The sequence below is a fragment of the Streptomyces sp. Ncost-T10-10d genome (assembly GCF_900091955.1).
Lineage (GTDB): Bacteria > Actinomycetota > Actinomycetes > Streptomycetales > Streptomycetaceae > Streptomyces.
The window spans coordinates 167,751-191,320 of record NZ_FMDF01000145.1 but is presented as its reverse complement, the minus strand read 5'-3'; the positions used below and the strand labels follow the sequence as shown (position 1 = coordinate 191,320).

Annotated in this window: 22 protein-coding genes; 9 read left to right on the top strand and 13 right to left on the bottom strand. The window is 70.4% G+C overall.

Annotation, left to right across the window (positions count from 1 at the left end; all coding sequences use genetic code 11):
• Positions 1-46: 46 nt before the first annotated feature.
• The 9 genes from GA0115254_RS25920 to GA0115254_RS25885 all read right to left on the bottom strand — a co-directional run bounded on the left by GA0115254_RS25920 (position 47) and on the right by GA0115254_RS25885 (position 7,531).
• Positions 47-883: a hypothetical protein gene (locus GA0115254_RS25920; RefSeq protein ID WP_093897686.1), complete on the bottom strand. Its 837-nt coding sequence runs from the start codon at positions 881-883 to the stop codon at positions 47-49.
• Positions 884-1,070: 187 nt separating this feature from the next.
• Positions 1,071-2,009 carry an N-acetylmuramoyl-L-alanine amidase gene (locus GA0115254_RS25915; RefSeq protein ID WP_093897685.1) on the bottom strand — a complete coding sequence of 313 codons (939 nt, stop codon included), beginning with the start codon at positions 2,007-2,009 and terminating at the stop codon, positions 1,071-1,073.
• Between the two features lie 101 nt (positions 2,010-2,110).
• Complete coding sequence (locus GA0115254_RS25910; protein ID WP_093897684.1) at positions 2,111-2,767, bottom strand: class I SAM-dependent methyltransferase; 657 nt, start codon at positions 2,765-2,767, stop codon at positions 2,111-2,113.
• Positions 2,768-2,898: 131 nt separating this feature from the next.
• Positions 2,899-3,357, bottom strand: a complete 459-nt coding sequence (locus tag GA0115254_RS25905; protein WP_093897683.1) for a type II toxin-antitoxin system VapC family toxin — start codon at positions 3,355-3,357, stop codon at positions 2,899-2,901.
• Positions 3,347-3,616, bottom strand: a complete 270-nt coding sequence (locus GA0115254_RS25900; RefSeq protein WP_176740287.1) for a type II toxin-antitoxin system Phd/YefM family antitoxin — start codon at positions 3,614-3,616, stop codon at positions 3,347-3,349. The genes GA0115254_RS25905 and GA0115254_RS25900 overlap by 11 nt, the downstream gene beginning before the upstream one ends.
• Positions 3,617-3,659: 43 nt before the next feature.
• Positions 3,660-3,785, bottom strand: a complete 126-nt coding sequence (locus GA0115254_RS46455) for a hypothetical protein (RefSeq protein ID WP_256102769.1) — start codon at positions 3,783-3,785, stop codon at positions 3,660-3,662.
• 64 nt (positions 3,786-3,849) lie between these two features.
• Positions 3,850-5,193 (bottom strand): M20/M25/M40 family metallo-hydrolase, encoded by a 1,344-nt coding sequence (locus GA0115254_RS25895; RefSeq protein WP_093897681.1) that lies wholly within the window; start codon positions 5,191-5,193, stop codon positions 3,850-3,852.
• Positions 5,190-6,578, bottom strand: coding sequence for a cytosine permease (locus GA0115254_RS25890; protein ID WP_093897680.1), 1,389 nt, complete (start codon positions 6,576-6,578; stop codon positions 5,190-5,192). Before GA0115254_RS25890 ends, GA0115254_RS25895 begins: the two co-directional genes overlap by 4 nt.
• Complete coding sequence (locus GA0115254_RS25885; protein WP_093897679.1) at positions 6,578-7,531, bottom strand: DUF1177 domain-containing protein; 954 nt, start codon at positions 7,529-7,531, stop codon at positions 6,578-6,580. The genes GA0115254_RS25890 and GA0115254_RS25885 overlap by 1 nt, the downstream gene beginning before the upstream one ends.
• A 150-nt stretch (positions 7,532-7,681) precedes the next feature.
• Between GA0115254_RS25885 and GA0115254_RS25880 the strand changes: the two genes are divergently transcribed.
• Positions 7,682-8,509, top strand: a complete 828-nt coding sequence (locus GA0115254_RS25880; RefSeq protein ID WP_093897741.1) for an IclR family transcriptional regulator — start codon at positions 7,682-7,684, stop codon at positions 8,507-8,509.
• 79 nt (positions 8,510-8,588) lie between these two features.
• Entirely contained in the window at positions 8,589-9,317 is a 729-nt protein-coding gene (gene pepE, locus GA0115254_RS25875; RefSeq protein WP_093897678.1) for a dipeptidase PepE, read from the top strand.
• On the opposite strand, the gene GA0115254_RS25870 is transcribed toward pepE, so the two are convergent.
• Positions 9,280-11,076 carry an MFS transporter gene (locus tag GA0115254_RS25870; RefSeq protein WP_093897677.1) on the bottom strand — a complete coding sequence of 599 codons (1,797 nt, stop codon included), beginning with the start codon at positions 11,074-11,076 and terminating at the stop codon, positions 9,280-9,282. The two genes, pepE and GA0115254_RS25870, sit on opposite strands and share 38 nt — an antisense overlap.
• A gap of 271 nt (positions 11,077-11,347) precedes the next feature.
• Between GA0115254_RS25870 and GA0115254_RS25865 the strand changes: the two genes are divergently transcribed.
• The 3 genes from GA0115254_RS25865 (at position 11,348) to GA0115254_RS25855 (ending at position 16,258) form a co-directional block, all read left to right on the top strand.
• Entirely contained in the window at positions 11,348-13,528 is a 2,181-nt protein-coding gene (locus GA0115254_RS25865; RefSeq protein ID WP_093897676.1) for an acyl-CoA dehydrogenase, read from the top strand.
• Positions 13,529-13,540: 12 nt separating this feature from the next.
• On the top strand, positions 13,541-14,737 hold the full coding sequence (locus GA0115254_RS25860; RefSeq protein WP_093897675.1) for a lipid-transfer protein: 1,197 nt from the start codon (positions 13,541-13,543) through the stop codon (positions 14,735-14,737).
• Positions 14,738-14,827: 90 nt separating this feature from the next.
• Positions 14,828-16,258, top strand: coding sequence for a DHA2 family efflux MFS transporter permease subunit (locus tag GA0115254_RS25855; RefSeq protein WP_176740286.1), 1,431 nt, complete (start codon positions 14,828-14,830; stop codon positions 16,256-16,258).
• An 87-nt stretch (positions 16,259-16,345) separates the two neighbouring features.
• On the opposite strand, the gene GA0115254_RS25850 is transcribed toward GA0115254_RS25855, so the two are convergent.
• Positions 16,346-16,978 carry a response regulator transcription factor gene (locus GA0115254_RS25850; RefSeq protein WP_093897739.1) on the bottom strand — a complete coding sequence of 211 codons (633 nt, stop codon included), beginning with the start codon at positions 16,976-16,978 and terminating at the stop codon, positions 16,346-16,348.
• A 172-nt stretch (positions 16,979-17,150) separates the two neighbouring features.
• On the opposite strand from GA0115254_RS25850, the gene GA0115254_RS25845 reads away from it, so the two are divergent.
• Positions 17,151-19,007, top strand: a complete 1,857-nt coding sequence (locus tag GA0115254_RS25845) for a serine/threonine-protein kinase (protein WP_093897674.1) — start codon at positions 17,151-17,153, stop codon at positions 19,005-19,007.
• A 70-nt stretch (positions 19,008-19,077) separates the two neighbouring features.
• A complete protein-coding gene (locus GA0115254_RS47765) occupies positions 19,078-19,284 on the top strand; it encodes a hypothetical protein (protein WP_176740285.1) in 207 nt (68 codons plus the stop codon).
• 340 nt (positions 19,285-19,624) lie between these two features.
• On the opposite strand, the gene GA0115254_RS25835 is transcribed toward GA0115254_RS47765, so the two are convergent.
• Positions 19,625-20,344 (bottom strand): ABC transporter permease, encoded by a 720-nt coding sequence (locus GA0115254_RS25835; protein ID WP_093897673.1) that lies wholly within the window; start codon positions 20,342-20,344, stop codon positions 19,625-19,627.
• The gene (locus tag GA0115254_RS25830; protein WP_093897672.1) at positions 20,344-21,264 is read right to left on the bottom strand and encodes an ABC transporter ATP-binding protein; all 921 of its coding nucleotides are present in this window, start codon (positions 21,262-21,264) and stop codon (positions 20,344-20,346) included. Before GA0115254_RS25830 ends, GA0115254_RS25835 begins: the two co-directional genes overlap by 1 nt.
• 304 nt (positions 21,265-21,568) lie before the next feature.
• On the opposite strand from GA0115254_RS25830, the gene GA0115254_RS25825 reads away from it, so the two are divergent.
• Both GA0115254_RS25825 and GA0115254_RS25820 read left to right on the top strand, forming a co-directional pair.
• Positions 21,569-22,441: a MaoC/PaaZ C-terminal domain-containing protein gene (locus tag GA0115254_RS25825; RefSeq protein WP_093897671.1), complete on the top strand. Its 873-nt coding sequence runs from the start codon at positions 21,569-21,571 to the stop codon at positions 22,439-22,441.
• Between the two features lie 43 nt (positions 22,442-22,484).
• The gene (locus GA0115254_RS25820) at positions 22,485-23,561 is read left to right on the top strand and encodes a Zn-dependent alcohol dehydrogenase (protein WP_093897670.1); all 1,077 of its coding nucleotides are present in this window, start codon (positions 22,485-22,487) and stop codon (positions 23,559-23,561) included.
• Positions 23,562-23,570 lie beyond the last annotated feature (9 nt).

Below are 23,570 nucleotides of genomic sequence, written 5' to 3'. Positions count from 1 at the left end.
CCCGGAAGGGGCGGGAGGCCGCTGTTCGTGCTACGGAAGCGTGGACTCAGCCGCGCTGGATGCCCGTGGTGTCCTGGAGCACACCACGACGGCCGTCCTGGGTCTGCGCGATGAGGCCCGGACCGCGCTGCTCCACCGCGAGGTACCAGGTGCCGGGCGCCAACTCGGCGATCGGCGACGGCGAACCGTCCTCCCCGTACAGCGGGCGGGCCACCGGCACCGCGAACCAGAACGGCGTGAAGTCACCGGCCGGCGCACCGGCCGCCGGGGCCGGCTGAGCCTGCTGCGGCTCCGGCTGACCGGGCTGCGGGTGACCGGTCTGCGGCTGCGCGCCGTACGGCTGCGGCTGCCCCGGCTGTGCCCCGTACGGCTGCTGCTGGGCGCCGGGGTAGCCGTAGCCCTGGCCGGGCTGCGGCTGGCCGCCGTACGGCGACTGCACGGCCTGCGGGCGCGGGGCGCCCGCCAGCGGGGCCTTGAGTGCGGGGACCAGCGGAGTGGCGATCGCGCCGCCCGCGAGCGCGAGGGTCGCGAGCAGGCCGAGAATCATGCCGGCGCCCGCGTCACTGGCGTCGATGGTCGTCCAGAGGGCCGTCCACAGCGCGAAGACACAGAAGGCGGCTCCGAATTGGCCGAGGTCGAGGCCCACGACCTTGCGGCTCGGCATGGAGCGGCCCACCACGACCAGCGCCGCACCGATGATTCCGGCCAGGAAGACGCTCATCAGGACCCCGAGCGCGTCCCAGGCGTTCGGGGCGTTGTAACTGGAGCAGTTGAGGCCCGCAGGGCAATCGAAGCCGAAGAGGTCGAGGAAAGAGGCGATGAACAGCACCACCGCTGCGCCGATCACCACGCCGTCGCCTCGAGTGAGGGAGCGGATATTCACGTAAAGGTCCTTAGTCGATCGTCTCGTCGGGGCGGTCGTCGCTGCCACCGGTAGGGCGGGCACGGCGCGAAGCTCGGGGGGCGGCTCCCCATCGTACGGATGAATCTATCGTCTGCCCGGTCGGGTTGTGTCCCTGCCCGGACGGTGGACGCACATCCCCCCAATTTCGCCTCAGAACTACCTCTTGCTACCCCTTCAGATAGCTGCTGATGCCATCGGCGATGCCCTGTGCCGCCTTCTGGCGCCAGCTCGCACTGGTGAGCAGGGCGGCATCCTTCGGGTCACGCATATTGCCGCATTCGATGAACACTTTGGGCACGGTCGACAAATTCAGTCCGCCCAGATCCTTGCGGATGTCCAACCCGCTATTTCCGCCTACGTAATTGGAAGGCGCACTTCCGGTATCGCGGACGAAGAGACCTGCGATCCGGGTGCCGAGATCGCGCGACGGTTCGACGATCTTTGAGGTGTCCGCCGCTCCTCCGCGGACCGGCGCGGGGAGGATCACATGGAAGCCGCGGTTGCCGACCGCGGAACCGTCCGCGTGCACCGAGACCACCGCATCGGCCTTGGCGTCGTTGCCGATCCGGGCCCGCTCGTCCACGCAAGGTCCGTACGGGCGGTCGTTGTCGTACGTCAGCACGACCTTCGCGCCCTGCGCCTGCAGGAGCGTACGCAGCCGGTGCGACACGTCGAGGGTGAACCGGGCTTCCGCGTAACCGGAGTTGGTCGAGGTCCCGGTGGTGTCGCACTCCTTGTGCGTGGTGCCGATGTCCACCTGGCGGTTGATCTCGCGGGTGTGCAGACGGTTGTTCGGGTTGTGGCCGGGGTCGATGACGACGGTCTTCCCGGACAGTGGCCCGGACGCCCGGCCGGGCGCGGACTTCGACGGCTTCGCGGACGGGTCGGGGGAGGCGGACGTCTTCGCCGGCACCGGAGTGCTCGTCGACGGCGGGGCCGACGGCGACGCGGCGGTGCTGCCGCTGCTGCCCGGCAGGGCCTGCGTCCCGCCGTCGGCACCGCCCGCGCCGCAGGAAGCGGTACTCAGGCACACGGCTGCGAGCACGGCGGCGGCGAGCAGGGGCCGGCGGCGTGGGGTGGGGGGAACGCTCTCGTCGTACGGCACCCCGCGATGCTATCGGGGCGCCTCGGACCGACCGGTCCGAACACCGGTACCCGACCGGGACCCGGAGACCCGCACCCGACCGGGGCCGTATCCGGCTGCCCTCAGATCCCCGCCCCCGTGCGCCGGAGCACCCGCAGCGAATCCGTCACCGAGACCTCGGTGAACGCGCCCGAGGCCAGCGCCCGCAGATAGACGCGATACGGAGCCTGGCCGCCGTGCGCGGGGTCCGGGAACACATCGTGGATCACCAGCAGCCCGCCGTCGGCGACATGCGGCGCCCAGCCCTCGTAGTCACCGTTCGCGTGCTCGTCGGTGTGGCCGCCGTCGATGAAGACGAAGCCGAGTTTGCCGCCCCAGACGGCCGCGACCTGCGGAGACCGTCCTACCAGTGCCACGACATGGTCTTCGAGACCTGCCGCGTGCAGGGTCCGGCGGAACGTCGGCAGCGTGTCCATCCGGCCGACCTCCGCGTCCACCACGGTCGGGTCGTGGTACTCCCAGCCCGGCTGCTGCTCCTCACTGCCCCGGTGGTGGTCGACGGTGAGAGCCGTCACACCGGCCGCCCGGGCGACATCGGCGAGCAGGATGGTGGAGCGCCCGCAGTAGGTCCCGACCTCCAGGATCGGCAGCCCCAGCGCGGCGGCCGCGACGGCGGCCTCGTACAGCGCGAGTCCTTCGACCACCGGCATGAAGCCCTTGGCGGCCTGGAAGGCGGCGAGAATCTCGGGCTCGGGCTCGGCGACGGACTCGGCGGGCACGGGTTCCTCCTGGTGGGGACGGTTCTGGTGGGTACGCGTTCGACGGCGCCCCATCGTGCCGTACGCCCCCGCCGAAGGCATCGGCGGGGGCGTACGAGGGGTGAGCCCGGGTCGGGGTGTATTCAGGCGGCCTATCGGTCGTGGAGCACCTGTGGTCGTGTGACGGGGACGACGGTGAGCAGGTCGTCCAGCCCCTTGAAGTCGTCGGGGTTCGTGGTGAAGAGCGGAAGCTCCTCGGCGATGGCGATGGACGCGATCATCAAGTCGGCCACTCGGCGCCGCGGTTTGCGGCCGGCACCGATCACGGCAGCACAGACCCTGCCATAGATCCGGGCTGCCTCCGCGTCGAAGGGGATCGGGTCGAACTCGTTCTCGGCGCGCTGAAGGACATCGAGCCGTCGGGCCCGCTCGGCGTATTCGTCGTAGTCGTCCTGCTCTTCGTTCCGCCGCACCTCGTGCGGTCCGGCGGAGAGCTCGGCCAGGGTGACGGCGCTGATCGCCACCTCGGCGGGGAGCTCCTCGGGATTCACCCACCTGCGAAGAATCATGATGTTGGTGTCGAGCAGACCCTGGTCGTACTCAGCGCGCATAGGGATCGTCCGGCCTCTGCTCGGCGGTGGCCTCCTGATCCGCCCGGAAGGCGTCCAGTGAGAGGTCGGGAGAAGTGCGGGACATGGCGGTGAACTCGCCGCGCGGGACGAACCGCCTGCGTCGGCGCAGCGGGATCAGCTCGCCGATGCGATGTCCGTCCCGTGTGACGGTGAAGGCCTGGCCGCCCTGGACAGCGTCCATGATCTCTTTGGATCTGTTGCGCAGGTCGCGTTGAGTGATCTCCTGCTGTGCTGCCATGGCATCCACAGTAACGTGCGGTGCTACCAGGTGCCACTGGATGTCACACCCGGCGCGGAGCCCCGGTGGCCTCGAACACCCAGAGCGGGACGGCCACGGTGAGCACCTTGAACTGAATGGCTACCCCTGAGCGGCGCCCCATCGTGCCGTACGCCCCCGCCGAAGGCATCGGCGGGGGCGTACGAGGGGTGAGCCCGGGTCGGGGCGCCCCCGGCAGGGCTGCGATAGGGAGGTCAGCAGCTCTGCCAGAGCCGGGTCATGACGCGGACGCCGAAGCGCAGGCCCTCCAGCGGGACGCGTTCGTCCACGCCGTGGAAGAGCCGGCCGTAGTCCAGGTCGTGCGGGAGCTTGAGGCCCTTGAAGCCGAAGCAGCGGATGCCGAGGTGGGTGAAGGCCTTGGCGTCGGTGCCGCCGGGGTTGCAGTACGGGACGGGGTGACCGTCCGGGTCCTCGGCGCGTACGGCTTCGCACATGGCGTCGACCAGCGGGCCGTCGAACGTCGTCTCCAGCGCGATGTCGTGGTTGACCCACTCGCGGGTGACCGAGGGGAGCAGGAGCTTGTCGATGGTGTCGATCAGTTCCTGCTCGTGGCCGGGGAGGAAGCGGCCGTCCACCCGGGCGGTCGCCTTTCCGGGGATGACGTTGGTCTGGTAGCCCGCGCTGAACATGGTGGGGTTCGCGGAGTTGCGGAGCACCACCTGCATGAAGTCGGAGACCGGGCCCAGCCTGGCGAGGCTGCCCTCGATGTCGTTCTCGTCGAACTCGACACCGTAGAGGCGGGCGGCCTCTTCGAGCAGGGCGCGGACCGGTTCGATCAGGCGGATCGGGAAGGTCTCGCGGCCGATGCGGGTCAGCGTCTCGGCGAGGTCGGTGACGGCGTTCTCGTCGTTGGGGGACGAGCCGTGGCCGGCCCGGCCGGTGGCGGTGAGCTCCATCCAGGCCATGCCGCGCTGGGCGTTCTCGATCGGGTAGAGGCGACGCGTGTCGTCGATGGCGAAGGAGAAGCCGCCGCCCTCGCCGATCGCCTCGGTGACCCCGGCGAAGAGCTCCGGCCGGTGCTCGACCAGCCAGTGGGCGCCGAACTTCCCGCCCGCCTCCTCGTCGGCGAGGAAGGCGAGGACCAGGTCGCGCGACGGCTTGGTGCCGGTACGGGCGAAGTGGCGGGCGGTGGCCAGCATGACGGCCACCGTGTCCTTCATGTCGATCGCGCCGCGGCCCCAGAGATAGCCGTCGCGGATCTCGCCGGAGAACGGCGGGACCTGCCACTCGGAGGCGTCGGCGGGTACGACGTCCAGATGGCCGTGGACCAGGAGGGCGCCGCGCGCGGGGTCGCTGCCCGCGATACGGGCGATGACATTGGCGCGGCCCGGGGCGGACTCGATCAGTTCGGAGTCGATGCCCACCTCGGCGAGGCGGCCCACCACCCAGTCGGCGCTCGCGCGCTCGTCGCTGGTGGGGTTGGAGGTGTCGAACCTGATCAGTTCGGCGCAGAGATCGATGACCTCGTCCTGGGCCTCGTCGGAGGCCGGGACGAAGGAGGTGGCGGCGCCGGGGGTGGTGGGGTCGGGGGTGGTCATGCTGCTCCCACAGAGGTCGTGGCGCGGGCGGCGGGGGCGGCGGTGTCCTCGTCGTCCAGGGTGGAGGTGCCGTACGGCTTCACCCAGCCCAGCAGGCCGAGGACGCTGTACAGGATGAAGGCGGTGGCCAGCGAGTTCAGGGCCGGTATGCCGCCTTCATAGAACTTGCCGACGCAGAACGCCGCGATCCAGATGGCGATGGACATCGGCACCCAGGTCGGCGAGGACGTCGGCAGGGTCTCGGACTCCCGGGTGTCGTCCAGCGGCTTGCGCATCCGCTTCACGACCCAGTACTCGGCCACGATGATGCCGCCGATCGGCGGGATCGCGACGCCGAGGATGGAGAGGAACTCGGTGAAGTGGGTCATGATCCCGACCGCGGACAGGACCGTGCCGGCGATGCCGAGGACGATCGTGACCGCGCCGCGGTGGATCCGCTTGCCGAAGACGACCTGGAAGAAGTTGACGACGCCGAGCGAGGAGCCGTACAGGTTCCAGTCGTTGATCTTGGCGGTGGACATCAGGACCACGATGACGCCGAAGGCACCCGAGGTGGAGAGCACGATGTGCGACACCTCGTTGCTCTTCACCAGATGGCCGAGCAGCACACCGGTCATGCCGACGATGTACTCGGAGAGGATCATCGACGAGGCACTCTGCAGGAAGACGTGCGAGCCCTTCCTGTTGTAGCGGGTCATCTCGGGGGCGACGATCGCACCGGTCATGAATCCGCCCGCGATGGCGGTCGCGGCGACGGCGAGCGGAATCGTCTGGCCAGGGGCCGGCGAGCGGATCAGATCGCTGATCGAGTGGTCCTTCAGCGTCGAGACGATCGACCAGGCGACCATCGCGAAGAAGAGCGGCGTGACGATCTTGGCGAAGACGGCCATGTACCTGAAGCCGAAGATCACCAGTGCGGTGATGGCGATGCCCGCCAGTACGCACCACATCCAGGACGGGCCGCCGACCAGCGCCGAGACGCTGTTGCCGAAGATCGTGTTCTGGACGCCGAACCAGCCGACCAGGCTGACCGCGATGACGAAGCTGACCAGCGCCGAGCCGTTGCGTCCGAAGCCGACCCAGCGGGTCAGCATCGGGGTCGCCAGGCCCTCGCGCATACCGGCCAGACCGATCGCGAAGATCACGATCTCCAGGATCACCGCGCCGAGCGTGAAGGCGAGGAAGGCGCCCTTGAAGGTCATGCCGACACCGATGGTGGCGCCGAGGGTGAACTGCGAGATCGAGCCGGACTGGGCCAGCCACTGCAGCAGCATGGACCAGAAACCGAACCGCTTGTCACGCGGGACACGGGAGAGCGCGTAGTCGTCGCTGCCGATGCTCTTGGCCTCGGGGGCCACGGCCTCGGCCTGCGGGGCGGCTGCCATCAGGACTCCTGGGGTGTACGGCCGAAGGTCTGCAGGTGAGCCAGCGACCCATAGCGGTTGACGAGGTTGTCGAACTCCACCGCGTCGTGGAAGTCCAGGTGGCCACTGCCGTAGGCCTTGGCGACCTCCACGGCGTAGCGGGCGGCGGACGCGATGTCCGTCTCGTGGCTCGCGCCCGTACCGCAGCCCGGTACCGCGGCGGCCGAGGTGATGGCCAGGCCGACGACCGGGGCGGCCGTCGCGGTGGAGGGCTGCAGGATCGAATTGATGTGGTGTGCACCGTTACCGTACGGGGTGATGTCCTGCGTGGTCACCGGGTACGTGACCAACGGCTCACCGGTCACCACGGCGAGCAGCTCGCCGAGCTGCTCGCCGACCCGGAGCACCCAGCCCTCCTTGACGGTGGGCGACAGGGCGAGGCCCTTGTGGTTGATGATCCGATTGCCCTTGGTGGTGTCGATGGAGAGCACGGCCTCCATCTCGCCGGTCACCTCGTGGCGGTTCATGGTGGCGATGTCCACGGGCGAGCCCATGAACGGCACCGGGTCGTGCGGCTCGGTCGGCGCGTCCGGGCAGATGTGGGTGGCGACGATCACGTCGCCGGGCAGCACATCGCCGCGGCGGCGCATGTCGAGCAGCTTGGCGGCGGTGGCGATCGCGGAGACCGCACCGTCGGCATCGGAGACCATGCCGGTCACCTCGGGCCGGGCGCCGATGCCACCGAGCCGCCCGACCACGCCCAGCGTGCGGGCGCTGCCCCCGGACGTACGCCCTCGGGCGCCCGGGATGCGGACCATCACGAAGTCCGTCGAGCCCCGCTCGCCGGTGACCGTGGTGACCTGCGCCGACGATCCCTCGGCCCCGCTCACGGAGTCGAGGTACTCGGCGACCGTCTTGCCATTGACCTGGGGATCGTCCAGCAGATCGACGATGTCCAGCACGTACTTCAACATGGGGGGCCTTTCTCGCTCATCCAGGCACCCGGGCCGGCGCTCGACGGGGGAAGCGTGGGGCGGGGTGCTGAGGCAACATTCGGGATCGGATAGCGTTGAACGCAACTGTTTCCCGTTATTTGCAATTCAGGTCTGAATGGTGAGATGACGATGGCGGACTTCGATCTGGACCGGCGCACGCCCGCCGGGGCGCTGCAAACCGTCGACCGGGCGCTCCTCGTGCTGCTCGCCTTCGAACGGACCCGGCCCGACTGGGGCGTCACCGAGGTCGCCGAGGAGTTCGGCTGGGACACCTCGGTGGCCCAGCGGCTTCTCGCCACCCTCGCCGGGCGTGGCTTCCTGGTCTCGGACCCGGTCACCCGCCGCTATCGCATCGGCCCCGCCGTGCTGCGTCTGGGCAGGCTCTGGGAGCGTTCCGGATCGCTGGAGCTGCTGGCCGGGCCGGTCCTGGAGGAGCTGCGCCGGGTCACCGGCGACACGGTCCTGTTCTGTCTGCCGGACAGCTTCCACATGCGGTGCGTCGCAGCGGAGGAAGGGGAGGCCGGGCCGCTGCGCTACTACCCGCTGGTCGGCGAGCTCTACCCGGCGCACGCCGGGGCGACCAGCAAGTCGTACTACGCGTATCTGCCCGACGAGCAGCGCCACCGGCTCTTCCGGGGCCGCCCGATGGCCCGCTTCACCGACCGGACGGTCACCGACCCGGACCGGCTGGAGGAGGAGTTCCTCAAGGTTCGCGCCCAGGGGTACGCCTGGACGGTCGGTGAGTACGACACCGGTATCGCGACCGTTGCCGTGCCGGTGTTCCTCGGGCGCGAACCGTACGGGAGCCTCAGCCTCGGCGGCGCCGAGGAGCTCTTCAGCGGGGCGCCGGAGGACCGGCTCGACGCCCTGCGCCACGCGGCCCAACTGCTGGAGAGGCGGCTCACCCAGCCTCCGCAGCGCCCGAAGCCCCGCGCCCGTCGCACGCGCACCACCTGATCCGACGAGAACCCTTCGCCGGAAGAGATCCCTCGCACGAAGCGAAATCTTCGTGCGAAGAGAACCCGAGAGGAACCCTGTGAATCTGCTGCTGCTCTCCAACTCCACCCAGTACGGCTGCGGTTATCTGGAACACGCCCTGGACACCGTCACCGCGTTCCTGCCCTCCGGCGCCCGGCTGGCCTTCGTTCCGTACGCGCTCGCCGATTACACCGCGTACACCGCACGCGTCCACGACGCCCTCGCACCCTCCGGTATCAGCGTCCGAGGGGTCCACGAGAACGCCGACCCGGTCGCCGAACTCGCCGCTTCCGACGCCGTGTTCATAGGCGGCGGCAACTCCTTCCGGCTGCTGAGCGCGCTGTACCGGACCGGTCTGCGGGACGCCGTGATCGAAGCGGTGCGCGACGGGCTGCCGTACATGGGGGCCAGCGCGGGTACGAACATGGCGGCGCCCACCCTCCGTACCACCAACGACATGCCCATCGTGCAGCCGCCGTCCTTCGAGACGCTCGGCCTCGTCCCGTTCCAGATCAACCCGCACTACCTGGACCCGGACCCGGAGAGCACCCACAAGGGCGAGACCCGCGAGGAGCGGCTCACCGAGTTCCTCGAGGAGAACGACGTGCCGGTGCTCGGCCTGCGCGAGGGGTCATGGCTGCGGGTCAACGGGCGCCAGGCCCGGGTGCAGGGCGCCCGCCCCGCCCGGCTGTTCACCCGCGGCGCACAGCCGCAGGAGCTTCCGGTGGGGTCGGACGTCTCTCATCTGCTCACGACGACACCGCGGTTCGACGCTCCGGTGCGCTGACCGTCAGCACCAGATCGGCATCGACCGGCAGCCCGTTGCCCGGGTAGGCCGCCGGGTAGGCGCGCGGCGCGTATCCGGCGGCCGATCCGGCCAGCACGAAGTTGCCGCCGGACGGGGCGGCCAGCATGTAGTGACCGTCCTCGTCCGCCACGGTGAGACCGGCCTGCCGGCCCCGGTGGTCGATCAGCGTGACATTGGCGCGGGCCACCGGCGTACCGTCCGCGTCCAGCACCCGGCCGCGGAAGCCGCCCGAACCGGTGACCGGGCGGGATGCGGAGAGCGCGGGGGCCGAGGCGTCGTCGTCGCTGCTCGCCAGCAGCGCCGGGCGCATCGCATCGCGCTGCGACGGCAGGAACGCGGCCAGCACCAGCCCGACCACCACCGCGCCCGTCGCGATCAGGAACGAGATGCGGAACCCCTCCATCGAGGGCAATGACACCCCGCCCGTCCGCACGGAGGTGTTCGCCAGCACCATGCCGATCACGGCGCTCGACACCGACGTACCGATCGACCGCATCAGGGTGTTCAGACCGTTGGCCGCACCCGTCTCGGACGGATCGACGGCCCCGATGATCAGTGCGGGCAGCGAGGAGTACGCGAGTCCGATACCGGCCCCGAGCACCACCGCGATCACGATGGTCTGCCAGGCGGCGCTCATCAGCCCGAGCCCGGCCCCGTAACCGATCGCGATGATCAGCATGCCGAGCATCAGCGACACCTTGGGGCCGCGGCGGGCGGACAGCCGGGCGTACAGCGGGGCGACGAACATCATCGTCAGGCCGAGCGGCGCCACGCACAGCCCGGCGACCACCATCGACCGGCCGAGTCCGTACCCCGTCGACGTCGGCAGCTGGAGCAGTTGCGGCAGGACGAGCGAGACGGCGTAGAAGGCGACCCCCACCATGATCGAGGCGAGGTTGGTGAGCAGCACCTCGCGCCGGGCCGTGGTCCGCAGATCGACCAGCGGCGCCGGGTTGCGCAGCTCGAAGAGGCCCCACAGGACCAGAATCACCAGGGCGGCGGCGATCAGACCGAGCGTGGTGCCCGAGGTCCAGCCCCAGTCACTGCCCTTGGTGACGGGCAGCAGCAGACAGACCAGGCCGAGCGAGAGTCCGAACGCGCCGACGATGTCGAACCGTCCGGGGGCGCGCAGCGTGGTCTCCGGCACGACGAGGACGGTGAGCACCATCGACAGCACCCCGAGACCGGCCGCGCCGAAGAACAGGGTGTGCCAGTCGGAGTGCTGGGCGACCAGCGCGGCGGCGGGCAGCGCGAGCCCGCCGCCCACCCCGATCGAGGAGCTCATCAACGCCATCGCCGAGCCGAGCTTCTCGCGCGGCAGCTCGTCGCGCATGATGCCGATGCCCAGCGGAATGGCGCCCATGGCGAAGCCCTGGAGCGCGCGTCCCACGATCATGACCACGAGATCGTCGGTGAAGGCGCATATCAGTGAACCGATCACCATCACGGCGAGGCTGGCGAGCAGCATCTTCCGCTTGCCGTGGAGATCGCCGAGCCGCCCCATGATCGGGGTCGCGACGGCCCCTGCCAGCAGGGTCGCGGTCATCACCCAGGTGGCGTTGGACGGATCGGTGTGGAGAAGGGCCGGCAGATCCTTGATGACGGGGACGAGCAGGGTCTGCATCACCGCGACGGTGATACCCGCGAAGGCGAGGACGGGGACGACACCGCCGCCCACCCTGCGCGTCCGCGGATCGGGGAGTTCCCCGGCGTGCTGTTCGGTCGTCGTCTGTGGCATACGTGCGGCCTCCGGGCGGCGTGATCGAGGGTCTGAAGAGGCGTGCGGTTCCTTCGGCGGGCAGCACCGACCGCCAGGTGTGTGCACGGTGAAACCTTCCGCATGTCCGGGGTATTCCGGTGAACGCGGTACGAACGGGACACGGCTGCGCACCCGGCCCTGAGGCGTGCGGCGCTCCGGCCGTCATCGGACCACTCCGCTGACCTTCCGTCAGATTGGAACGTGTTCTACTCTTGCGCCGTTCCAGTGGCTGCGACCGGCGAGGATCCGCATGGGCATCGGAATCACCGAAGAACAGAGGGAGTTGGCGCAGGCCGTACGGGGCTGGCTGGCGCGCGCCGTACCGCCGGAGGAGATACGCAAGCTCCTCGACGCGGACGCCCCCGGTACCCCCGGCGTGCGCCCCGGGCACTGGGACGGCCTTGTGGAACAGGGCCTCCTCTCCGTCCATCTGCCCGAGGAGTACGGGGGCGGGGGCGGCCGGCTCCTCGATCTGGCCGTGGTCCTGGAGGAGGCGGGCCGGGCCGCGCTCCCCGGCCCGTATCTCGCGAGCGCCCTCGCCTCCGCCGTACTGCACGCGTCGGGGGCGGGCGCGCTGGTGCATGACCTCGCGGACGGCACGCGCATCGGCGCCGTCGCGCTCGGCCCCGGCACCCTCACCGCCGTGGAGCACGAGGACGGCCATCTGCTCGACGGGGCGGCCCCGCCCGTCCTCTCCGGCGCCGATGCCGACCTGCTCCTGCTCCCCGCCGAATCGGCGGCAGGCACCGTCTGGTTCGCCGTCGACGCCGCCACGGAAGGGCTGACCGTCCGCCCGCACCGCAGCGCCGACCCGACCCGCCCCACGGCCGAGATACGCGCCGAGGGCGCACTCGTCCCCGCGGAACATGTCGTGCGGGCCGACCTCGCACACGTACGCGACCTCGCCGCCGTCCTCTTCTCCGCCGAAGCGTGTGGAATCGCGGCCCGGGCGCTGGACACCGCGGTCGAATACGCCAAGGTCCGCGAACAGTTCGGCCGCCCCATCGGGCAGTTCCAGGGCATCAAGCACCTCTGTGCCGACATGCTCGTACGGGTCGAGCGGGCCCGCGCGCTGGTGTGGGACGCGGCCCGCAGCGCCGACGAGGAGGCCGAGCCGGACGTACGGTCCATGGTCACCGCCCTCGCCGCATCGGACGCCCTCGACGCCGCGTACGGCTGCGCCAAGGACTGCATCCAGATCCTCGGCGGCATCGGCTTCACCTGGGAGCACGACGCCCATCTGTATCTGCGCCGGGCCCTGGTGGCCCGGCAACTGCTCGGGGCCGGCGACGCCCACCGGCTGCGGGCCGTACGGCTGGCCGAGGGCGGGGCACGTCGCGAACTCACCCTCGAACTCCCCGCCGAGGCCGCAGTCCACCGGGCCGGGGCGCGCGAGGCCGTCGCCGCCGCCCGAGGCCTCGACCCGAAGGCCGCCCGCCGCACCCTCGCCCCGACCGGCTACGCGGCCCCGCACCTCCCCGCTCCCTACGGACTGGGTGCCGGTCCCGTCCAACAACTCGCCATACAGCAGGAGTTGAAGGAACAGGGAGTGAAGCTGAGCGACCTCGGGATCGCCACCTGGGTCGTCCCCTCGCTCATCGCCCACGGGACGGCGCAACAGCAGGACCGCTATCTGCTGCCCACCCTGCGCGGCGAACTCCTCTGGTGCCAGCTGTTCTCCGAACCCGGTGCGGGCTCCGACCTCGCGTCGCTCCGGACCAGGGCCGAGCGGACGGCCGAGGGCTGGCGGATCAACGGGCAGAAGGTGTGGACGAGCGCCGCCCAATGGGCCGACCACGGAATTCTGCTGGCCAGGACCGACCCGGACGCACCCAAGCACCAGGGGATCGGCTACTTCCTCGTCGACATGAAGAACACCGAGGGCATCGACATCCGTCCGCTGAAGGAGATCACCGGCGACTCCCTCTTCAACGAGGTGTACTTCGACAACGTGCTGCTCCCCGCCGACGCCGTCGTCGGCGAGATCGACGACGGCTGGCGGGTCGCCCGCAACACCCTCGGCAACGAACGCGTCCACATGGCCGACCAGATGACCTTCGACACCGGTCTCGAGGCACTGATCGCCCGCTCCGGCGAACTCGACGGCACATACCGGGCCCGTATCGGAGCACTCGCCGCCGAGGCCCACGCACTCGCCTGCATCGGACTGCGGACCACCCTGCAGCAGGTGTCCGGTCTCGAACCCGGCGCGGGAGCCTCCATCCGCAAACTCGTCCAGACCACCCACCAGCAGAAGGTCGCCGAACTGGCCCTCGAACTCCTCGGCCCGGCCGGCGCGGCCGGCGAGGGGGCGGCGGAGCGGGCCGTGCACGGCTTCCTGATGTCCCGCTGTCTGACCATCGCGGGCGGCACCACCCAGGTTCAGCTCAATGTCGTCGCCGAGCGCATCCTCGGCCTCCCGCGCGATTGAAGGGACTTGCTCATGAAGGCGTACATCGTCGGTGTCGGAATGACGAAGTTCGAGAAGCCCGAGACACGCGACTGGCAGTACTGGGACATGGCGAAGGAGGCCGGCACGGCGGCGCTCACCGACGCCTCCCTCGCGTACGAGCAGGTACAGCAGGTCGCCGTCGGCTACTGCTTCCAGGCATCCACCGCCGGTCAGCGCGCCGTGTACGAACTCGGGCTGACCGGAGTGCCCGTCTACAACGTCAACAACAACTGTGCCACCGGCTCCACCGCGCTGATGATGGCCCGGCAGTTCGTCGAGGGCGGCGGCAGCGACTGCGTTCTCGCGCTCGGCTTCGAGAAGATGGCGCGCGGCGCGCTCGGCGGCAAAAGCGCCGACGGCGGTGCTGCCGACTTCAGGACATCCCCCGTCGCCCGGCACTACGGGATCATGGCCGCCGCCCACGGCTTCGAGATGAGCCCGCCCACCGCCCAGATATTCGGCAACGCGGCCCGCGAGCACATGGAGCGGTACGGGACGACCGAGGCACAGCTCGCCGCGGTCGGTGCCAAGAACCACCGGCACTCGGTGAACAACCCGTACGCCCAGTTCCAGGACCCGTACACGGTCGAGGAGATCCTTGCCGCGAAGACCGTCCACCGCCCGCTGACCAAACTCCAGTGCTCACCCACCTCCGACGGGTCGGCCGCCGCCGTCGTCGTATCGGAACGCTTCGTCGAGAGCCATGGCCTGGGCGACCGGGCGGTCGAGATCGTCGCCCAGGCGATGACCACCGACACCGGTGACTCCTTCGCCTCGGGGACCTGCATCGACGCCGTCGGACAGCCGATGTCGCGGGCCGCCGCCCAGCAGGTGTACGAGGCCTCCGGGCTCTCGGCCGCCGACCTCGACGTCATCGAGCTGCACGACTGCTTCTCCATCAACGAACTCCTCACCTACGAGGCGCTCGGGCTGTGCGGTGAGGGCGAGTCCGGGAAACTCGTCGAGTCCGGGGCCACCACGTACGGCGGCCGGTGGGTGGTCAACCCGTCCGGCGGGCTGATCTCCAAGGGACACCCGCTGGGCGCCACCGGAATCGCCCAGGCCGCCGAACTCACCTGGCAGCTGCGGGGAGAGGCGCAGGGCAGGCAGGTGAAGGACGCCCGGGTCGGCCTGGCCCACAACATCGGCCTCGGCGGAGCGGCGGTGGTGACGTTGCTGCGACGTTAGCGGGGAGAGCAGCGCGCGTCGTGCTACGTCGCCGGACCGAGCCCGGGTCGGCCCGAATACCGATGTACGGGGTGCGGGGCGGCTGCGAGTATGACGGTCATGGTTGACGTCACGACGCCCGCACCCCTGCAACAACGGCACAGAACCCGCACCTGGGCGGCGGTGCTCGCCGCCTGTGTCGGACAGTTCCTCGTCGTGCTCGATGTATCCGTCGTCAATGTCGCCCTGCCGTCCATGCGTTCCGACCTCGGGATGACCGCCGCCGGACTGCAATGGGTACTGAACGCCTACTCGATCGCGTTTGCCGGATTCATGCTGCTCGGCGGGCGCGCCGCCGACATATACGGCCGCAAGCGGATGTTCCTCATAGGCCTCGGCCTGTTCACCGCGGCCTCCCTGGCCGGCGGGCTCGCCCAGGAGGGCTGGCAGCTGCTGGCCGCCCGCGCCGCGCAGGGGCTCGGTGCCGCCGTACTCGCCCCCGCCACCCTCACCCTGCTCACCACCACCGTTCCCGAGGGCCCGGCCAGGACGAAGGCGATCGGTACCTGGATGGCGGTCGGCGCGGGCGGCGGAGCGGCCGGCGGGCTGATCGGCGGCGTGCTCACCGATCTGCTGTCCTGGCGCTGGGTCCTGCTGATCAATGTGCCGATCGGCGTGCTCGTCCTGGCCGGCGCGGCGGTCTGGCTCGCCGAGGGCCGGGCGGGCGACCGGCGGCGGATCGACTTCCTCGGCGCGGTCCTCGTCACGGCGGGCCTCGCCTCCGTCGCGTACGGCATCGTCCAGATCGAGGAGTCGGGCTGGACGGCGGCGGCGACCCTGGTGCCGCTGCTCGGCGGGGTGGCCCTGCTGATCGCCTTCGTGGTGGTGGAGGCCAGGACCACGGAGCCACTGATGCCGCTCAGGGTGCTCGGGGCGCGGGCGGTGACCTCGGCGAACGCGGCGATGTTCGTGATCGGTTCCGCGACCTTCTCGATGTGGTACTTCATGACCGTGTACGCCCAGACGGTGCTGGGTTACACGCCGCTCCAGGCCGGGCTCGCCCTGATGCCCACGTCGTTGGCCGTCGTCCTCGGCTCGAAGTGCGCGCCCCGCGTCATGGCCAGGGTCGGCGCGAAGAACCTGGCGCTCATCGGTACGGCCGTCGCCGCCGCGGGTTTCGGCTGGCAGTCCACGATGGGTGCCGATGGCTCGTACCTCACCTCGGTCTGTCTGCCCGGCGTCCTGATGATGGCCGGTGCGGGCCTGGCATCCACCCCGCTCGCCTCCCTCGCCATCACGGGGGCGGCCCACGGGGAGGCCGGTCTGGTCTCCGGCCTCGTCAACACCTCCCGCACGATGGGCGGTGCGCTCGGTCTCGCCGTGCTCTCCACCGTCGCCGCCGCACGCACCGCGGGCGGCACGGGGCCCGAGGAGCTCACGGCCGGGTACGCGCTGGCGTTCCGGACAGCCGGCACGGTACTGCTGGGCGGACTGCTGCTGATGGCGCTGTGGCTGCCGCGCCATCGGTCCGACCGGCTCTAGACGTATTGCCCTGTCGTCGAACTGCCGTCTGCCGCACGACGCCCGGCACGCACGCCCGACAGGACCTGGGAGGCCGCGAAGCCTCGCCTACAGCCAGCCCTGCTGCCGAGCCGCCCGCACCGCCTCCATCCGGTTGCGTGTCCCCGTCTTGCCGATCGCGGACGACAGATAGTTCCGCACCGTCGACTCGGACAGATGCAGCTTCGCCGCGATGTCGGCGACCGTCGCCCCGTCCACCGAGGCGTTCAGCGCGTCCCGCTCCCGCGCGGTCAGCGGGCTCGGTCCGGCGCTGAGCGCGGCGGCGGCCAGCGCCTGGTCGATGACCGTCTCACCGCTCAGCACCCGGCGGATCGCGGCGGCGAGCTCCTCGACAGGGCCGTCCTTGACCAGGAACCCCGCCGCCCCGGCCTCCATCGCCCGGCGCAGATAGCCGGGACGGGCGAACGTGGTGAGGATCAGCACCCGGCAGTCCGGCACCTCCTCGCGCAGATCAGCGGCGGCGTCCAGACCGCTGCGGCCCGGGAGCTCGATGTCCAGGAGCGCCACATCCGGGCGGGACAGCAGCGCGGCATCCACGATCTCGTCCCCGGCGCCCACCTGGGCCACGACCTCGATGTCGGGTTCCAGGCCGAGCAGCAGGGCGAGCGCGCCCCGCATCATGCCCTGGTCCTCGGCGAGGAGGACCCTTACGGAGGGTGCCGGTCGGTGGTCTGCGGGCATCTCGTCGGCCATTGAAACAGGCTACGACCAACGGGCCCGCTCGGAGCGGTACTGAGGACATGGGCCGCTCGTACAACGTGTTCCCTCAACTTCGCCAGGTACGTCAACAACGTCTATTCTCATTCGAGTTACGCCGTTGACCAGGCGCTGAGAGCGGGGGAGTCGCACCACCATGAGCGGTACGAAGGGGGACGGACGCGACGACAGCGTCGACGGGGCTGTCAAGCCGCTCGCGGTGAGCGACCCCGCGCGCATCGGTCCGTATCTGCTGCTCGGGCGGCTCGGTGCCGGCGGCATGGGGCGGGTGTTCCTCGCACGGTCCGACAGCGGTCGGACCGTAGCCGTGAAGGTGGTGCACGAAGAACACGTGTCCGACGAGCAGTTCAGGGCGCGGTTCCGGCGGGAGATCGCGGCGGCGCGGAAGGTCGGTGAGCGGTACACGGCGCCGGTGCTCGACGCGGGCCCGGACGACGAACAGCCGTGGGTCGCCACGGGGTATGTGCCCGGGCTCTCGCTCGAACAGGTCGTGCGGCTGTACGGGCCGTTGCCGGCCGCGTCCGTGCACACCCTCGCCGACGGGTTGCTGAAGGCCCTCAAGGACATTCACGGCGCCGGGATCGTGCACCGCGACCTGAAGCCGTCCAACGTGATGCTCACCGTGGACGGCACGAAGGTCATCGACTTCGGGATCGCGCGGGCGCTCGAGACCTCCGTCGAGTCCTTGTTGACCAGTACGGGGATGGTCATCGGCTCTCCCGGGTTCATGTCGCCGGAGCAGGTGCGCGGGCAGCGCGCGGGGACCAGGAGCGATGTGTTCACCCTCGGCTGCGTGCTGACGTATGCGGCGACCGGGCAGCTGCCGTTCGGGCAGGGGGCGAGCAATCAGCACGCGGTGATGTTCCAGATCGTGGAGGGCGAGCCCGACCTGACGCGTGTCGAGGACGCCGCGCTGCGGGCGCTCATCGCCCGGTGTCTGGCGAAGGGTGTCGACCAACGGCCTGACGTCGACCAGCTTTTGGAGGACCCCGAGCGGCCGCGCCCCCGCGCCGCGCGCGGCGCCTGGCTGCCTGCCGGCGTCGTCGCGCACCTCGCGCAGCAGTCCGCACGGCTGCTCGACGCCGAGGCGGCGCCGCTGCGTGAGGAGCCCGTGGACCTGGCGACCGTCGGGCTGCGGCCGAAGGGCGGGCCTCCCGAAGTCGTTCCGGCGGACAACGAGACCACGACGCGCCGACGGGAGCACGAACGGCGGCCCCGCCGCCGCAGGCTCATCGTTCTGCCCATCGTTGCCGTCATCACCGTCGGCGGCGGAACGGCCGTCCTGCTCCAGCCCTACATGGGCGGCGGGGAGGGGACGCACGCCCAGTCACCGGGCAGCAGCGCGAGTGCCACTCCTGGCGGAAGCAACTCGCCGAGCGCACCAAGAAGTTCACCTTCCGAGAAAGCGAACGGGAAGGGCGGGGGCGACGGCAAGGGCAAGGGCGGCGAGAAGGGCCAGGGCGACAAGGGCGGCCCGTCGCCGAACACCCTGGAGAGCAGCGGCAGTTCATCCGTCGGCGACAGCGGCTCCGGCAGCGGCGGCACCGGAACCAGCGGCGGGTCCGGCTCCTCGGGGTCGTCCGGCTCTGCCGGGGCGTCCGGCTCTTCGGGCTCGGACGGCGGAGATTCATCCGCCTCCGGCGGTTCTTCCTCCGGCGGCTCGCCCTCCGGCGGTTCGTCCTCCGGCTCGCGACCGCCCGCCTTGAAGAGCTACAAGGCTGTGTACACCAACTCCTGTGTCGGCGCGTGCAACATGCCGATCAAGGTGAGCTGGTCGGCGATCTCCCGAGCGACCCGGTACGACATTCACTTCACCAACAAGGGCAGCAACTTCACCGAGAAGAACGTCGACACCATCTACTCGACCGGCAGCACCAGCTACACGATCACGGGTCCGTACTCCGGTGACAAGATCTGTGTCACGGTGCGCGCGGCCAACAAGTCCGGCGCCTCCGCCTGGGCAGAGACCTTGTGCGACACGGTGCCCTACTGACCTCGATCGTTCGTGGCGGGTGGTCGGACCTTCCGGCGGCCCGTTCCGGTCCCATACGGTATCCGCGAGGGTGAGGATCGCGGCGGTCACCGCGCCCGAGATGAAGGTGCCGTATCCGATCGCCCACGGGTCCGAGCCGCCGTTCCCGCGCCACACGGCGATGAGGCTGGCGACCACGGCGAGGGAGAGCAGGCCGACGGCCAACTGCCGGTGGCGCAGGACGGTGCCGCAGGCCAGCGAGAGCAGCGGGAAGAACAGCAGCCAGCTCCCGCCGTAGCTGATCGCGAGGCCGAACGTGACGGCGGCCATTGCCGTGAGCAGCCAGTACGACACCGGGCTCTCGCGCTTCCTCTTGTCGAAGCCGCGGAACACCACCGAGATGTAGAGGGAGTTGAAGGTGAACAGCCCGAGACCGCCGAGCCAGGGGTTGGGGGTCTCGCCCTGGAAGAGATTGGAGAAGGCGCCCATGCCCATCAGCAGCCAGGGCAGCAGGGTGTACGGTCCGGGCGGGCCGGGGCGCCGGTCGTCGCACCGTCTGCGCCCTTCCCGCCGCGTGCCCGTCCGCGTACCCGCTCGGTTCCTGGCCATGTTCACTCCTGCCACACGGTCGTCTCGTGTCACACGGTCCTCGCGGACCGACGGTACGAGATCACGGCGTACGTACCGAACAGCAGGAGCCATGCGCAGAGCACGGCGATCGTGCCGCTGCCGGGCGCGTGTCCGTCGGTGGTCGCCCAGCCCAGGTCGGCGAACCGGTTGGCGGGGGTGAACCGGCCGATCGAACGCAGCCATCCGGGAAGCAGCTCCAGCGGGAGCCACAGCCCGCCGACGATCGCGAAGCCCATCAGGCAGGCCACGTTGACGACCCCGGTGCCCTGCGGAGTGAGCCGGTAGCCGTTGCCGAGGCCGAGCAGGGTGAACGGGAGCGCCCCGATCCACAGCAGCAGCGTCAGGGCGGTCCATTGCCAGGCGGCCAGCCGTACCCCGTTGAGCAGTCCGCCGGCCAGCAGCACCGCGAGGATCGTCGGCAGTACGGTCACCGAACCGCTGATCGCCCGGCCCACGACCGCGTGCGAAGGGGCGAGCGGAGTGACCCGCAGCTGCTGCAGCCAGCCGAGGGTCCTGTCGGAGGCGACCCCCGTACCGATCGACATGGCGGAACCCAGTGCTCCGTACGCGGCCATGCCGACCATCGAGGCCGTCTTCCAGTCGTCGGCAGCGCCACCGCCGATGTTGGTGAAGAGCAGGTACATCATCACCGGCATCCCGGTCCCGAAGATCAGGAAGAAGCCGTCACGCAGGGTCCGGCGGACCTCCAGCACGATGTAGCGGAACATCACGCGATCTCCTTCTCGGTATCGGTCGAGGCTGCCCCGGCGGCCGGTGCGGTAAGGGCGAGGAAGGCGTCCTCCAGCGTGGCCCGGGAGACCTGGAGGCCATGGATCAGGCCGAGGCGGGCCAGCTCCACGACGGTGGCGTCCGAGTCGTCCGTGTGCAGCAGCGCCCGGTCCCCGGTCACCTCGACGGTGACGACGCCGGGCAGCAGCTCCAGGCCCTCGGTCGGCCGGCCCGCCAGGTCGAAGGAGACGAGGCTGCTGCCGGCCGAGCCCCTGATGGTGTCGCCGCTCCCGTCCGCGACGATCCGGCCCCGGTCGATGACGACGATCCGGTCGGCGTTCTCGTCGGCCTCCTCCAGGTAGTAGGTGGAGAACAGGACGGTGTTGCCGCGCCGGGCGTAGGCCCGCATCGACTCCCAGAACGTCCGGCGTGCCTCCACGTCCAGGGCGGCGGTCGGTTCGTCCAGGACGATCAGCTCCGGGTTGCCGGCCAGCGCGACGGCGAAACGGACGCGCTGGGTCTGGCCACCGGAGAGCTTGTCGACGCGCCGGTCCGCGTACCCGGTGACGCCCGCCAGGGAGAGCGCCTCGGCCACCGGCATCGGCCGCGGGTAGGTCGAGGCGACGAAGGTGATCAGCTCGCGGACGGTGACCCGCTGGATGGGCCGCCCGTCCTGGAGCATGGCGCCGACCAGACCGGCCCGGACCGCCTGCTCGGCGGTCCGGCCCAGCACCCGCACACTGCCGGACTCCGGCTCGTCCAGCCCCAGCAGGAGGGCGATGGTGGTGGACTTGCCCGCGCCGTTGCGGCCGAGCAGGGCGACGGTCTCGCCGCGGCCGATGGACAGGTCGATCCCGTCCACGGCCCGTACGGTCCGGCCCGCCCGGCCGAAGGTCTTGACCGCCCCGGTGAGGTCCACCGCGGCCGGATTCCCCGTTGTCTGCTTCATGGCCACGACGGTACGGAAGGGGGCCCGAGGCCCGGCAGGGGTGTGCGTACGGTCTTCGCGATGACATTTGTCATGGGTGAGCGGCGTCCGGCAATGGATCTGACGCCACGTCAGCAGTGGTCTTCACAACTGCTGGGCACTGCGTTATACATGGGGTCATCGGCTAGAACGCGTTCTAGAACGGGCGTGGCGGCCGGTCCCGCGCGACCTCGGTGCGGCCGACGGTGCGGACGGCCGCGCCGAGGTCTTCCCACCATCAAGGAGCAGCTTCCCCATGCCCATTGATGCCGAAAAGGCTGTCGCTGCCGAACCCCGGTCCACCCGGATCAGCTGGGACCACAAGGACGTCCAGCTCTACCACCTGGGGATCGGTGCGGGCGCCGATCCCGACCGGACCGACCCCGCCACCGACCCGGGCGAGCTGCTCTACACCCTGGAGTCCCGGCTCCAAGTGCTGCCCTCCTTCGCCACCGTCGCCGGAGCGGGCGCGGGCGTCGTCGGCGGACTCTCCTCGCCCGGCATCGACGTCGACCTGGCCGCCGTCCTGCACGGCGGGCAGAGCGTGCGGGTGTACCGGCCGATCCCCGTGACGGGCAGCGCCGTACAGACCTCGAAGGTCGCCGCCGTGTACGACAAGGGCAAGGCGGCCGTGCTGGTGCTGCGCACCGAGGCCGCCGACGACGAGGGCCCGCTGTGGACCAACGACGCCCAGATCTTCGTCCGGGGCGAGGGCGGCTTCGGTGGCGAACGCGGCCCCTCCGAGCGGGTCGCGTATCCCGCCGTCGCCCCCGACCGCGTGGTGGAGCGGCCGATCCGACCGGACCAGGCACTGCTGTACCGCCTCTCCGGGGACTGGAACCCGCTCCACGCCGACCCCGAGTTCGCCAGGCTCGCCGGCTTCGACCGGCCGATCCTGCACGGGCTGTGCACCTACGGCATGACGCTCAAGGCCGTCACCGACACGGTGCTCGGCGGCGATGTCACCCGTATCCGCTCCTACCGCACCCGTTTCGTCGGCGTCGTCTTCCCCGGCGAGACCCTCCGTATCCGGATGTGGACCGGAAAGGACCACGTCCGGGTCGAGGTGCGAGCCGTCGAGCGGGACGACGCCCCGGTCCTCGGCGACACCTTCGTCGAACACTCCTGAACCAACTCCAAGAGGTCCACAGGCCCATGAGGGGAGCCGCACCATGCGCGCAGCCGTACTGCACGAGATCGGTCAGGACAAACTGGAAGTCCTCGACGACGTCGAGGCGGTGGGCTTCGGCCCCGGCAAGGTCAGGCTCCGCATCAGGGCCACCGGACTGTGCCACTCCGATGTCTCCGCGATGAGCGGCGTGCTGCCGCAGCCCGCCCCCTTCATCCCGGGCCACGAGGGCGCGGGCGAGGTCGTCGACATCGGCGACGGTGTCACCGGGCTGACCGCGGGGGACCGGGTGCTGGTCTGCTGGCTGCCCGCATGCGGGGCGTGTCCGTCCTGCAGGCGCGGCCAGACCCAGCTCTGCCTGGCCGGCTTCATGAACGCGGGAACGCCCAACTTCAAGCGCCCCGGGGGAGATGTCTTCGGCTTCGCTGGCACGGGCACCTTCACCGAGGAGGTCGTCGTCGACGCGGGCTGCGCGGTGCCGATCCCCGACGACGTACCGTACGAGATCGCCGCCCTGATCGGCTGCGGGGTGACCACCGGGCTGGGTGCGGCCATCAACACCGCACAGGTGGAGGCCGGTTCGTCGGTCGCCGTCATCGGCTGCGGCGGAGTGGGCATCTCCACGATCCAGGGCGCCAGGGTGCAGGGCGCCGCCCAGATCGTGGCCGTGGACCCGGTCGCATCGCGGCGCGAGGCGGCACTGCGGTTCGGCGCGACCGAGGCGGTGTCCCCGGACGAACTCGGCGACGCCAAGCAGCGGATCACCGCGGGCGAGGGCTTCGACTACGTCTTCGAAGTCGTCGGCAAGTCGGCCACCGCCCGCACGGCGTACGAGAACACCCGGCGCGGTGGCACCCTCTGCGTCGTCGGCGCGGGCGCGATGGACGACAACTTCCAGGTCAACATGTTCGAGCTGTTCTTCGACGAGAAGCGGATCCTGCCCTCCATGTACGGCGGAGGCGATGTGCTCCGGTCGTACGAACGGGCCATCGCGCTCTGGCGGGCCGGCCGGATCGACCTCGAATCGATGATCACCCACCGGGTGCGGCTCGACGGCATCAACGACGCCCTCGACCAGATGAGGACCGGCGAGTCGCTGCGCACCTGCATCGAACTCTGACCCTCACGT

Coding starts and splice junctions, on each gene's coding strand:
- GA0115254_RS25820 (WP_093897670.1), top strand. CDS start 22,485: ATGCGCGCAGCCGTACTGCACGAGATCGGTCAGGACAAACTGGAAGTC.
- GA0115254_RS46455 (WP_256102769.1), bottom strand. CDS start 3,785: ATGCCTTCGGCGGGGGCGTACGGCACGATGGGGCGCCGCTCAGGGGTA.
- GA0115254_RS25890 (WP_093897680.1), bottom strand. CDS start 6,578: ATGGCAGCCGCCCCGCAGGCCGAGGCCGTGGCCCCCGAGGCCAAGAGC.
- GA0115254_RS25880 (WP_093897741.1), top strand. CDS start 7,682: ATGGCGGACTTCGATCTGGACCGGCGCACGCCCGCCGGGGCGCTGCAA.
- GA0115254_RS25870 (WP_093897677.1), bottom strand. CDS start 11,076: ATGCCACAGACGACGACCGAACAGCACGCCGGGGAACTCCCCGATCCG.
- GA0115254_RS25895 (WP_093897681.1), bottom strand. CDS start 5,193: ATGACCACCCCCGACCCCACCACCCCCGGCGCCGCCACCTCCTTCGTC.
- GA0115254_RS25845 (WP_093897674.1), top strand. CDS start 17,151: ATGAGCGGTACGAAGGGGGACGGACGCGACGACAGCGTCGACGGGGCT.
- GA0115254_RS25850 (WP_093897739.1), bottom strand. CDS start 16,978: ATGCCCGCAGACCACCGACCGGCACCCTCCGTAAGGGTCCTCCTCGCC.
- GA0115254_RS25885 (WP_093897679.1), bottom strand. CDS start 7,531: ATGTTGAAGTACGTGCTGGACATCGTCGATCTGCTGGACGATCCCCAG.
- GA0115254_RS25855 (WP_176740286.1), top strand. CDS start 14,828: ATGACGGTCATGGTTGACGTCACGACGCCCGCACCCCTGCAACAACGG.
- GA0115254_RS25860 (WP_093897675.1), top strand. CDS start 13,541: ATGAAGGCGTACATCGTCGGTGTCGGAATGACGAAGTTCGAGAAGCCC.
- GA0115254_RS25865 (WP_093897676.1), top strand. CDS start 11,348: ATGGGCATCGGAATCACCGAAGAACAGAGGGAGTTGGCGCAGGCCGTA.
- GA0115254_RS25835 (WP_093897673.1), bottom strand. CDS start 20,344: ATGTTCCGCTACATCGTGCTGGAGGTCCGCCGGACCCTGCGTGACGGC.
- GA0115254_RS25905 (WP_093897683.1), bottom strand. CDS start 3,357: ATGCGCGCTGAGTACGACCAGGGTCTGCTCGACACCAACATCATGATT.
- GA0115254_RS25900 (WP_176740287.1), bottom strand. CDS start 3,616: ATGGCAGCACAGCAGGAGATCACTCAACGCGACCTGCGCAACAGATCC.
- GA0115254_RS25825 (WP_093897671.1), top strand. CDS start 21,569: ATGCCCATTGATGCCGAAAAGGCTGTCGCTGCCGAACCCCGGTCCACC.